Here is a 12,039-nt window from a genome sequence, read left to right as displayed (position 1 = left end):
AAGCTTCCTTCCCAGCTGCACCCTTGCCCATTCTTCGGTGGCCAACGGCTGTGAAGTTGCCCAACTTCATTCTGTATAGAGAGCATGCACGCTACGCTGGCGATGTTGAGTTGCTAGATCCAGAACTGCGAGAGAAGAACATCGCATTTCTTTCCCATTGTCGAGCAGTCCGGGGTGTCGCAAGTTCGCGCTTTGCCGTTCCGACCTGGCAACTGAAGGACTCTCAGTCGTTGCACTACGCTGCGCAGAGGGGTGACATGTGGTCCAGAGCGTCGGTGGAGTACCTCCGAAGATCGCTGAAGGCAGCCTTCCCTACTCAATGAGTACTCGCTGTGCAGCATGGAGTGAATCGCCCCGGCTTGTGTAAACAATGGGCACCCGCCCTTGGGTGACCGCTTCCGGACAGAAGCGGTCATGAAGACAACTGGACGGCAATGATCCTGACCTCGGTCCGTCTCCCGTTAGCATCCACGTTCAAACAGTATCCGCGGCTTGTGAAGGGGGGGGGGCTGAAGCGCTAATGCGCCTCGGAGCCCTCGCCTATCGGGAAGACCGACCGTATCTCCTACAACCAAAAAATGGGCGCACCCCCGCCACAACCTGCACGCGTGAGATACGCTAAAAGGATCCAAATTCAAGGTGACGAGGATGGTGATGGCAAAGACTAGTGCAATGGCGGAAGCGGCCTCTTGGGACGATGGGTCTCAGCGTCTGTATGAGGCACTGATACGTGTACTGGACTCGCTGAGAAGCGAAGCACCCCCCCCAGGAAGCGGTGTATAACCCACCGAAGAGCAACCATGACGCCGTAATCCAAGCACGGTCGCGCGCGCTTCTTCATTTGTTTTTGAAGGCACGATTTGGGCTTATAAGTCACTCGGCCCGAGAGCCTTTCATTACCGACGGAAAGTACGACGGCGGCATTGATGCCTATTACATTGATAGACCGAACAAGAAAATGTACTTGCTGCAAGCAAAGTTTAGAGCGAACGCGAAGAACTTCTTGAGCGTCCACATGACCCCAACCGATCTGCTAAAGATGGACGTCGCCAGGATTATGCATGGCGAGACAACTTCGGAAGCTGGCGAGCCCTACAACGCCCAGATCAGGAAGATGCAGAAAGAGATTAAAAAGATTCCCGATCGTGGAAGCTATGAACACAGAGTTGTTCTACTCGGAAATTCGGAGCTGCTGTCGCACGGAGATCTCAAGAAGCTAATCGACGGATATCCAATCGATCAACTGCCGCATCAGAAGATCTTCAATGAGCTGATGCTGCCCGTCATCCACGGCACATACTTTACCGATCCGGATCTAACAAGGGTTCTACCCCGATACCACGGACGGTTCTAAAAGAGTTGCAACCTTCTGATCCTGCCTGGCGATCCTTCGCCGCATCCTTGGGTTGTGGCGTCGCTCGATGTAGTCAAACACATCCGCTCTTGCTGCATCCAGTGTGGGGTAGCTCGTTCGATAGATCCGCTCGCGCTTCAGCAGCCCAAAAAAGCCTTCGCAGGCCGCGTTGTCGCCGCAATGCCCAACAGCGCTCATTGAGCAGATCAGTCCGTTAGCCGCGAGATACCCCTGGTAGTGGCCGCTGCGGAACTGACTGCCACGATCCGAATGCAGGATCACCTCATCGCTTCCTTGCCGCTGCCACACCGCCATCTGCACCGCCCGGATCACCATCTGACGGTCCTGCCGAGCGTGCATTGACCAGCCCACAATGCGCTGGTCGTACAGATCCAGCACGATGCACAGATACAGCTTGCCTTGCTGGGTCTTGATCTCGGTGATATCGGTCACCCACTTGGTTTCCGGCTCCAGCGCGAGAAAATCGCGTTCAAGCAGGTTGACCACGCCCGGCGGCGTTACGGCCGGGCTGTAACGCGCCCCGCGACGCTTCCGCCGGGGCCAGCCCTGCAGGCCGTCGGCCGCCATCAGGCGAGCGACCCGGTTCAAGCTGGCACTTTCGCTCTCCTCAGCCAGGTCTTCGCGCATGCGACCAGCCCCCAACGTACCGCGGCTGTCTTCGTGCAGTTCGCGCATCCGTACCACCAGGCGCTCATTGTCGACCTGCCGGGCGCTCGCAGGGCGTTTGCTCCACGCGTAGTAGCCGCTGGCCGATACCTTCAGGCACCGGCACATCAGCCGGATCGGAAACTCATCGCGGCAACGTTCGATCACCTGATACCTCAGGATGATCCCTTTGCAAAGAACGTCGCCGCTTCTCGCAAAAAATCCCGTTCCTTCTTCACCCGCGCCAGCTCACGCTTGAGGCGTGCCAACTCCTCATCCCGAGGTGTTCCGGCGCCCCCGAAGGCGATAGCCCCCGGGCTCTGTGCCTCGCGTTTCCAGCGGGTCAGCAGGGTGTCGCGGATCCCCAGCTCCCGGGCCACCTGGGCGCAGCTGACGCCGGGCTTGCTCGCCTGCTCAACCGCTCCGCGCTTGAACTCGGCACTGAACTTCCTACGCTTTGACATGAACACTCCTTATGGCCTGGATCGGCCTTCTCGTAAGTGTCCGTGAAAACGGGGGTGAACCCCTCGCCCTTGGTGTCTCTGCGCGGACAGCTACCAAGCTGCTTCGTGACAGCTCAAGGCCTGCCGAAAGAGTGCACCCGTCTGTGGCTCGAACGATCGATGTTCCACTGCCGGCTCTTGGTCTAGTTCCCGCCACGCTGCATGGTGATTCCGATCGCCTATCTGGACCAGAATCAAAGAGCCGGCCCTTCAGCCGGGTGGCATCTTGCGTGGTCTGCCGCCAATCTCCCTCCCAACCGACGATCCGCCGGGCATACACATCAACGACGAAGGCGACGTAGACGAAACCCTGCCAGGTCGAGACGAAGGTGAAATCGCTGACCCACAGGGCGTTGGGTCGGTCGGCCCGGAACTGGCGCTGGACGCGATCGAGCGGGCACGGGACGTTGCGGTCCTGGATCGTCGTGCGCACCCCCTTGCCGCGAATGACGCCGCACAGGGCCGAGGGTTTCCCAAGGAAGAAGAAACCGCACATCGGGAGCTGCACCGTCGATGATTGGGAGCCCGTGCCACTGCAGTCCCAGCTGAGACGCGCGCCCTGGCAACTGAGGTATGCGGAGTTCATCAAACTCCCACGACTCGATCAAGGTGATGAGGTGGGTCGCTCCCCAGGCTCGGATGGCTGAGAGATCAGTGTCCAGATCTCTAGCCCAAGAACCGGTTATAGCGATCTCTTGAAACTTTCCCGGCGCGAAGGAGACGCCAACGTATCCTCCGTTACTCCCGATCGGGATCTCTGCGATGAGCAGGGGATGAGAGTGGCTTGTTCTGATCACAACGCATCTCCAGCGCCTAGGGAGATGTGTGTAATAGCACCGGATCAACCAGCGCTTCAAGCGTACCAGTAGGCTCACGCCTACCTCTGCCAGCCGGTCAGGTCGCCAAGCAGCCGAGCAGGCCGGAAGTGGTAGAGGCAGCTATTTGCGGGTAGCCGTCACCCTCAGCTAGATGGCACCCGTACGGTGTGCTTTCTGCCAGCCAAGACACCACCGAATTCCACTGACGTGTCCGGAGTGTCCGAAAACGGACGTCTCGGATCGCAAGATGACGCGGGAAGCCTCCGAAGCGCGCCAAAAGTAGCAGTTCGACGGAGTTGGCACGATTTGTGCTTCAGGGTCGTCATGGACATAAAAAAAGCACCTCAAGGTTTCACGCGCCGCCGTAAGCTGCTGACGGCGGCACTCGTTTCAGTGCTGTTTTTGGCCGCGATCGTGCTGGCACTATTAGGCAAAGCACCACCATCAATTGGCTTGGACGATATTTGGATAGACAGCGTTGTCCAGGGAGAGATGAAGCGTGAGATCAGGGCTAGCGGACGATTAGTGCCCAAAGACATCAGGTGGGTTACCGCTGGTGCCACCGCAACTGTCAAGAGAGTGGTCCTGCAAGGCGGCACACAAGTTGTCGCTACAGACACCATTTTGGAGCTCGAGAATCCGGAAGTGTCGACCAACATGATCAAGGCGAAGGCCGCTTACGTTGCAGCGGTAGCAGATACTGCCGCCCTTCGAGCGTCGCTCGCCTCACAGCTTATGGATCAAAAGTCGGCAGCAATTCAGTCAGAGTCTGAGTCTATGGCTGCGACTGTGAAGGCAGATGCGCATAGAAAGGCATTTGCTGCGGGAATTCTTTCATCGGTCGAACTTAAGCAGACGGAGATTGCTGAGCAGCAAGCTCAGCGAAAATCAGCCATCGAAAGGGAGCGGGTGACAGCGTTTCAACGAAACATGGAAGCACAACTGCGTGCGGCGACCGCAAGGAATGAAGAGGTAAAGAGTTCACTAGATATAGCGAACCAGCAGGTGTCTTCTCTGACAGTCGCCGCGGGCATCAACGGAACGTTGCAACACGTCGAAGTTGAAGAGGGGCAACAGGTTGAAAGCGGCGCCAAACTCGCGCGAGTTGCACAGCCCGACAAGCTAATCGCTCGACTGCTCGTGCCGGAGATGCTCGCTACAGGAGTAATCCAAGGTCTGTCAGCGGAGATTGATGTCCGAAATGGTAGCGTCCTTGGCCGCATTGCACGTGTAGATCCCGCAGTTCGCGATGGCGCCGTTACAGTGGACGTCGAATTACCAGCAGAACTTCCCTCCGGGGCTAGACCGGATCTTTCCGTGGAGGGGCGAATACTGCTAGGAACGCTTGCTGACGCTGTATCGATTGGCAGGCCAGCGCTCGCCGCTGCTGATAGCACAGGGCGCCTATTGGTCCTGGACAGTGCTGGCGCACGCGCTCACTGGGTTCCTGTGGAATACGGTGCCGCTTCAAGCGACCGAATAGAGGTGCGTAGCGGTTTGAAACCCGGGCAAAAGGTGATTCTCTCAGACGCAACACGTTGGGCAGACTACGAAGAGGTGCGCATCAAATGAGCAACGCTAGCATCAACCTGCATGCAGAGGAGCCGTTTATCCTCCTCTCAGAGGTAAACAAGGTATTTCATACTACAGATATAGAAACGCACGCCCTCTCTTCAATATCCCTAAGTTTTAATCGGGGAGAGTTCGTCGCTGTCACGGGGCCGTCAGGTTGCGGGAAATCAACACTCCTATCAATTCTCGGCCTCTTGGACTCGCCTGACGAGGGAAAGTACCTCATCAACGGTGAGGAAATGACCGGGACATCCCTCGCCAAACGAACGGTAATGCGAAACAGCCACATCGGCTTTATCTTCCAATCATTCAACCTGATAGCCGACCTGACTGTAATAGAAAATATTGCCCTGCCTCTTACCTATCGCGCTAATTATGATCGAAGGACTGCGCTTGAAAAAGCTGACCAAGCTCTAGAGCTCGTTGGCATGGCGCATCGCCGGAAACACTATCCTGGTCAACTGTCAGGCGGACAGCAGCAACGCATCGCTGTCGCACGAGCGCTAGTTGGCGAACCCGCTCTACTTCTGGCGGACGAACCTACCGGAAACTTGGACAGCAAAAATGGCGAGTCTGTCATGGAGTTGTTATCAAATCTGCATGCGTCGGGCTCAACAATCTGCATGGTCACGCACGATGCAAACTTCGCCAAACGCGCAGACCGGGTGATTCATATGCTAGATGGACAGATCGTCGATGAGGATGAGGTTGCTCGCAGTGGTCGAATAGCGCCGTCCCAGGCCTTGAGTATTGCGGAGCAGGCGAGATGATAAAGGCAGACCTAATCACTGATGACGCCCTGCAAAGCTGGCGCGCGCTCTTCCGTCGACCGGGCTATCTGGCACTTGTAAGCTTAACGCTGGCTCTGGGCATCGCCACCACAACAATGGTGACTGCACTTCTGGACCAGACGGTTTTTCGTGAGCTGCCCTTCCCCAGCGCAGATAAGCTCGTCACCCTCGGGGTTTCCTCCGGAGAGGGAACGACCTACGGGTCACCTGGCCTCTACAATAGAGCTAAGGAGTTCCAGACACTTGAATCAACGGGACTAGTTCAAGCCTATACGCGCAATGTAAACGCGGTCGTCGACGGTGAGCCAAGAGTTCTTACATCGCTGGGCGCTGATCGTGGCTTCCTTGACACGATGGGCCTTCTCCCGACATTAGGGCGTAACTTTTTAGAGTCCGAGGATACTAGGAATGGTGCAGATGCAGTGATCATTAGCAACGATCTTTGGCGGCGTCACTTCGGCGCAGCAAAAGACGTTGTGGGTCGTAGCATCGTGATTGAAGGACGCGAGGTCGCAGTCGTTGGCGTATTGTCCCCGGCGTTTGTGTGGCCAGATACGTTTGATTTGATTACCCCTCTGCGCAACGATCCTACAAGCAACAGCCTATCGATAAATGAATTTATTGTGGGGCGGTTATCCGGATCGCAATCAAGATCACAATTGGTTGCAGAGCTTCAAACGCGATTTCGCGCGTATCTCGCGCAGTTAGGTGCATCTAAAGGGGGGAGAGCATCCGCCCGTCAGATGGAGTTTACTGCAATCGATCTGAACGACGGAATATTCGTGAGCCGTTCCGGCAACGTGCCATGGATGTTCCTTGCAGTCGCAGGATGCGTCCTCGCTATCGCACTTATGAACCTCACTAATTTGATGGTTCTCAGAGCAGGCTCTCGCGCACATGACTCGGCCATCCGCGCCGCGCTTGGCGCAACGTCTTCCCGGCTGCTCGTGCCGCAACTTTCCGAGGCCGTGCTTGTCGGATTGATCGGTGGAATTGCCGGCATCGCAATTGCTTGGCTAGGGCTGTTACTCCTCACCCCTCAGATTCCACTCGAATGGACTCAAGGTAGAACCGTGGGGCTTGGGTCGTTTACGATAGTTAGTACCCTGCTCATCGCCCAGTTAACCGCAGTTAGCGCTGCCGTGATTGGAAATGCCAGGCTGACCCGGTCGCTCCCCGCCAGTATCTTCAACGAAAGTCGGAGCGGGATGGGGCGTGGCGCCGGTAGACTCGCGAGAATTCTAATCGTCTTTCAAATAGCGGCCGCGTCTGTTCTCCTGCTTACAGCGGCGCTGTTTGGCCGGAGTCTGCAACAGCTGTCCTCCGTCCCCATGGGATTCAAGAGCGATTCGATCACAACCTTTTCGCTGTCCCCAATTCAGCTTGACCAGCCGGATATTGGTGCGGTCCTTCAGCAACAACGACGCATTGTGGAAATGCTGTCGGTGCAGCAAGGTGTTAAAAATGTCGCCGCAAGCACGAACCTCCCAACGGGATCCCAGTTCAACTACAACATGCAACTCCCCAGCGGGCAGGAAATTAGTGCTCAGTTCCGCCCCATAACTTCTGGCTTCTTCGATGTCTTCTCAATACCTCTGCTGTCCGGCAGAACGTTTACGGATACACAGGATAGGGCTGACTCGCCACGAGCGTGCATCGTTAGCTACTCTTTCGCAAAGTCATATCTGACAGGAAGTCCATTGGGACAGATGATCACGCTACCCGACGAAGACGGAATTGCACAGACAATGCGTGTGGTAGGCGTGGTGGGCGACGTTCGTCAGCTGGGCCCAAGTGAGCCTGCACCTCCTATCATCTACATCCCCCTCGCCCAGGTTACGCAGACGCTTTGGGTAACAATCAGGGACTTCCTGCCACTGCGCTACGCTGTCCTCTTACAACCAGGCTCTGCTACTGAAATCCACCGCAAGCTGCCCAGGCTGATTGCCTCCACCTCGAATCAGCAGCCCATTTCACACATTGAGAGCATGGATCATGTGGTGCGATCGACCACCTCGGGACAGAGGCTCAATGTAACCCTTGTGTCGATCTTCTCGATATTGGCGCTCGTTCTCGCTTGTGTTGGGCTCTACGCGGTGCTCGCCTACTCAATCGCGGCTCGCAGTCACGAGTTCGGCGTGCGTGCAGCCCTAGGGGCGAGCCCAAGCCACCTGCTTTTACAGGTTCTTAAGGAGAGCGGGAAACAGTTGGCCTACGGGCTAGCGATTGGTATCGCTGTTTCAATGGCAGTGTCCAAGCTGGTCCAGCGCTTCCTGTTTCAGACCTCCTCAGCAGACATAGCTGCCTTCGCGCTTGTGATTGTGACATTGACCCTTGCTTGGCTGGCTGCGAGCATAGGTCCCGCACGACGCGCCTCGGCTGTTGATCCTATGAAAGTACTTCGGGAGAGCTAGCGCTAGACCAAAGGTGGTTCATGGACGCCGCCCTGGTGGTGAAGCGGACGGGGCTATACGCCCCGTCCGCAATGCTTCATCGTCGCCATACAGATGCAGAACTGATAGCAATGACACAAGATATCCCAAGACCTCTCATACTCGTCGCGGACGACGAGGAAGACATCCGTAGAGCGCTAGGCCTTCTGCTTAAGGGCGCTGGTTTCGCCATAGTGGAAGCCGCAACGCCAGCCGAGGCCATCGAGAAGGCTGAGTCAAACCAAGTCTGCGCAGCCTTGGTTGACATGAACTTCCAGCTCGACACCACATCGGGCCAGGAGGGCGTGGATCTGGTTTCTCGCTTGGCCAGCAGCTATCCCGATCTACCTATTGTCGCGATGACAGCCTGGGCCAGTGTGGAGGTCGCTGTAGACGCAATGAAGGCGGGAGCCGTCGACTTCATTGAGAAGCCTTGGAACAATGCTCGAGTTCTAGCGGTAATCGACGGAAGGGTCAAGCTTCGTCAAAGCATGGTAGAGAACGAAAAATTAACCCAAGCGCAGCGCCTTCGGCTATCTGAGGTCAGCCCGTTTGTGGTGTCGCGGTCGGAAGCAATGCGGTCCTTCCTGAGGAAGTGGTCCAAGGTCGCAACGAGTAGCGCAAATGTGCTCATTCTCGGTGAGAACGGCACAGGAAAGTCTATGCTCGCTGCCATGATGCACCGGGAGTCCCCGCGTTGTGACGCTCCGTTCGTAAAAGTGGACGTGGGGGGATTGGCTCCCTCGCTGTTTGAAAGTGAACTGTTTGGTCATGTAAAAGGCGCATTTACAGATGCCAAGTCAAATCGCATGGGTAGATTCGAGCTCGCCGATCAGGGCACCCTTTTTCTGGATGAAATCGCAAATTTGGGCTTGGACCAGCAGGCAAAGATACTTCGAGCCATCGAGGATGGCTCATTCGAGCGCGTCGGTTCCTCTACTACCCAACGAGTAGATGTCAGAATAATCTCCGCAACGAACGCCGACCTAAACGAGCGCGTCCGCGTTAGGGAATTCCGAGAGGACCTCCTCTATCGTCTCAACCCTCTCCAACTTCACGTCCCTCCGCTTCGTGAGCGAGGAGAGGACATTAACGAACTCGCAACAAACTTCTTAGACGCTGCGGCGTTGCGATATCAACGAGGAAAGCTGAGGCTGAATGAAGCGGCGTCCGAAGCGCTGCGTGCATACGAGTGGCCAGGGAACGTTAGGCAGCTCGCTCACGTGATGGAGCGGGCAGCACTATTGTGTTCCACGCAAACCGTCGAGCCGGAGGATTTGCAGCTTGATACAAGTGTGACTAAAGCAGGCTCAGCTAGTAGCGAGAAGGATCTCCATGGGCTCACTCTAGACGAGGCTGAAGCTGAACTGCTACGTCGAGCACTTCGGGATCACAAGGGAAATATCCAGCGTGCGGCCGATCAACTCGGGATCAGCCGACAAAGCCTTTATCGAAAAATGAGTCGACATGAGCTTGCGTAAGTTGCGGCGCAGTAGTCCCTCCTCCGCGCGATATGCCCTGGTTGCTGTTCCCGCCACGCTTGGATTAGTGACCGTTCTAGTCGCAGGAGCTCCGCCCTTGGGCCCGTCGCTAATACTGTTAGTGCTGGTCGCAACACTGACTATAGCGCTTGCCAAGTCATTGGGGGCGCGTGAGCAGCACGATGAGCGAACCCTACTCACGCTACTTGAATCGATCCGAAAAGGAAACGTCGCAATTCGGGCAAGCATGCAGAAGGGAGGGAACACATACTACCGAATTTTAGAGGAGGTCAATCTCCTTGCGACAGCTCTCCAGCAACGACAGGTTGCCGAGCGTGAAGCCCAGAATCTCGTTCGCAAGACACTCGCAGCGCTTGATGCGGGGGTCTATTTGTTTGACCACGAACAGTGCCTGAAAATGACTAACCTGGCGGGAGCCAACATTCTGCGATCAACTGAGAAGAATCTGATCGGCAGAAGCGCCTCTGATCTTTCCTTGGCTAGGCTCTTCGACGTGCCGTCGGGCTCGGTGCAGAGTCACGACTTCGGAGGTTTACCCGGACGTTGGCATGTTAGGCACGCGACGTTGCGCATCAGGGCAAAGCCCGCACGACTTCTTTTCATCCAATCCGTTGAGCCAATTCTGAGAAAGCAGCAGGCACAGGCCTTCAGTCAACTTCTTCGCGTTATCAGCCATGAAATCAATAACACTCTCGCTCCGATATCCTCAATGGCTGCCACTGCACAGCAGCTATTGCCGGCTTCCGCGCAATATACGGATACATATCTATTAGGAGACATTCGAGAGAGTCTGGTCGTCATTGAAAGAAGGAGCGCACATCTCCGGTCATTCATAAGCCAGTACGCTGCTTTGGCCAAGATACCTGCTCCCTGCATTCGAAAAACATCTCTTCGGGCAGTCGTAGAATCTTCGCGTGCAATTTTCGAAGGCATTGATGTGAAGGTTAATGGTGCGGACGTTTCAGTTGCAGCAGATCGAGTTCAACTAGAGCAGGTTTTGATCAATGTCCTGCGCAACGGGATGCAGTCAACCGGCGCAACACAACTGCTAGTTAGCTGGAAGGAAGGGAATGACAGCGTCATAATAGAAATTGCCGATGATGGCGCTGGAATAGTTAACCGCGAAAACCTGTTCATTCCCTTTTACACGACAAAAAAGGACGGTAATGGCATCGGGTTAGCGCTCGCGCGGCAGATCCTGGATGCACATGGTGGTCGAATTGATCTGGACAATAGGGTCGGAGTGAGGGGGGCTGTGGCGCGGATAGAACTTCCATTATTCTAAGTTTTGTACCGGTACGTGAACGCTTCAAGCGAGTTGCCGCGCCAAGCTCTTGCACACTTTGCGCAAGCCAGTAAGGCACGCGCTAAAATTCGACGTTTGTGGGGGGGGCGAGGAGCCCCGACATTTAGCTAGACGCTGGTAACGTTCATTTGTTTTCGTTACGAGTGACTAGCCGCCCCTTACATTGCCTGGCAGCCCTTGCTGGCGCTGCTGCAATGGTTGCTGACGCTGCTGATGCCCAGCAGTTCTGCTCCCTGAGTGGTTTAGAGGGCCTGCAATGCGAGAACATTATTCATTACTTAACTCCATTTAAGTATTGAGGTGTCGAGAAACTGCAGCAACTGCGGCAAATGCTGCAATTGCTGCAGTTGTTCACGGCTGAGCGTCAACTCTGATTTTGCATCGGTTGAGCTTCTTTCTCAAAATTGCAGCAGCTGCAGTTACTCCTCCTCCTGCTGGCAGCCGTTACTGCCGCTGCTGCAGTGATTGCTGACGCTGCTGATGCCCAGCAGTTCTGCGCCCTTGGCGGTTTCGAGGGCCTGCAATGCGAGAACATTATTCATTACTTAACTCCATGTAAGCATTTGAAATACCGATATTCAACTGCAGCAAATACTGCAATTGTTCACTGCTGAGCGTCAACTATGATTTTGCATCGGTTGAGCTTCTTTCTCAAAATTGCAGCAGCTGCAGTTACTCCTCCTCGTGAGTGCAGCCCTTACTGCCGCTGCTGCAGTGATTGCTGACGCTACTGATACCCAGCAGTTCAGCGGCCTGGGCGGTTTCGAGGGCCTGCAATGCAAGGACGTTGTTCATAGGTTTAACTCCATTTAGTTAAATAATAAATACCCTGGGCCAATTTTAATCACCGTCTCCTGATGCTTGAAGGTGGACTAAATTAGATTCAAGGCATGCGTTCTGCCAGAGCATCAACTCTTAGCAAGAGCTAACGTGACTGACAATCCTGACTGGCTGTGACAGCAAGTACAGAAGCTGCTGATCCCATCAAATCGCCGCGTACACGACGCCGTGGGTTTGCAGCCAAAGTATTCCCTCACTATCGGCGCTTCGTCTTCCTACTGAGGCCATAGAACAAACACCAGGTGAGACGACCTC

Annotated in this window: 9 protein-coding genes and 1 pseudogene; 6 read left to right on the top strand and 4 right to left on the bottom strand. The window is 55.5% G+C overall.

Annotated elements, in window-relative coordinates; translation table 11 throughout:
- Positions 1 to 775: 775 nt before the first annotated feature.
- Positions 776 to 1,354, top strand: a complete 579-nt coding sequence (locus ACEF39_RS18610; RefSeq protein ID WP_500286143.1) for a hypothetical protein — start codon at positions 776 to 778, stop codon at positions 1,352 to 1,354.
- Here ACEF39_RS18610 and ACEF39_RS18605 read toward each other — a convergent pair.
- A protein-coding gene (locus tag ACEF39_RS18605; protein WP_500286142.1) for an IS3 family transposase occupies positions 1,328 to 2,484 on the bottom strand; the annotation gives its coding sequence in 2 pieces (ribosomal slippage) (positions 1,328 to 2,244 and positions 2,244 to 2,484; 1,158 coding nt in all). The two genes, ACEF39_RS18610 and ACEF39_RS18605, sit on opposite strands and share 27 nt — an antisense overlap.
- A 292-nt stretch (positions 2,485 to 2,776) precedes the next feature.
- Positions 2,777 to 2,983: pseudogene (locus ACEF39_RS18600) on the bottom strand (DDE-type integrase/transposase/recombinase); the annotation flags it as partial.
- Positions 2,984 to 3,665: 682 nt separating this feature from the next.
- Between ACEF39_RS18600 and ACEF39_RS18595 the strand changes: the two are divergent.
- The 5 genes from ACEF39_RS18595 to ACEF39_RS18575 are packed head-to-tail and all read left to right on the top strand — an operon-like array spanning position 3,666 to position 10,923.
- Entirely contained in the window at positions 3,666 to 4,913 is a 1,248-nt protein-coding gene (locus ACEF39_RS18595) for an efflux RND transporter periplasmic adaptor subunit (protein ID WP_500286141.1), read from the top strand.
- Positions 4,910 to 5,683, top strand: a complete 774-nt coding sequence (locus ACEF39_RS18590) for an ABC transporter ATP-binding protein (RefSeq protein WP_500286140.1) — start codon at positions 4,910 to 4,912, stop codon at positions 5,681 to 5,683. The genes ACEF39_RS18595 and ACEF39_RS18590 overlap by 4 nt, the downstream gene beginning before the upstream one ends.
- Positions 5,680 to 8,118, top strand: coding sequence for an ABC transporter permease (locus tag ACEF39_RS18585; protein WP_500286139.1), 2,439 nt, complete (start codon positions 5,680 to 5,682; stop codon positions 8,116 to 8,118). The genes ACEF39_RS18590 and ACEF39_RS18585 overlap by 4 nt, the downstream gene beginning before the upstream one ends.
- Before the next feature lie 20 nt (positions 8,119 to 8,138).
- Positions 8,139 to 9,617, top strand: coding sequence for a sigma-54-dependent transcriptional regulator (locus ACEF39_RS18580; RefSeq protein WP_500286138.1), 1,479 nt, complete (start codon positions 8,139 to 8,141; stop codon positions 9,615 to 9,617).
- Positions 9,604 to 10,923, top strand: a complete 1,320-nt coding sequence (locus tag ACEF39_RS18575) for a sensor histidine kinase (RefSeq protein ID WP_500286137.1) — start codon at positions 9,604 to 9,606, stop codon at positions 10,921 to 10,923. The genes ACEF39_RS18580 and ACEF39_RS18575 overlap by 14 nt, the downstream gene beginning before the upstream one ends.
- A 440-nt stretch (positions 10,924 to 11,363) precedes the next feature.
- On the opposite strand, the gene ACEF39_RS18570 is transcribed toward ACEF39_RS18575, so the two are convergent.
- The gene (locus ACEF39_RS18570; protein ID WP_500286136.1) at positions 11,364 to 11,486 is read right to left on the bottom strand and encodes a class III lanthipeptide; all 123 of its coding nucleotides are present in this window, start codon (positions 11,484 to 11,486) and stop codon (positions 11,364 to 11,366) included.
- Positions 11,487 to 11,616: 130 nt separating this feature from the next.
- Positions 11,617 to 11,739, bottom strand: coding sequence for a class III lanthipeptide (locus ACEF39_RS18565; RefSeq protein ID WP_500286135.1), 123 nt, complete (start codon positions 11,737 to 11,739; stop codon positions 11,617 to 11,619).
- Between the last annotated feature and the right edge of the window lie 300 nt (positions 11,740 to 12,039).

This window comes from Stenotrophomonas indicatrix (genome assembly GCA_041545745.1).
In the GTDB taxonomy this organism is placed as follows: Bacteria; Pseudomonadota; Gammaproteobacteria; order Xanthomonadales; family Xanthomonadaceae; genus Stenotrophomonas; species Stenotrophomonas indicatrix_A.
The sequence above is the reverse complement of the archived record's forward strand: the minus strand, read 5'-3'. Positions and strand labels throughout refer to the sequence as shown.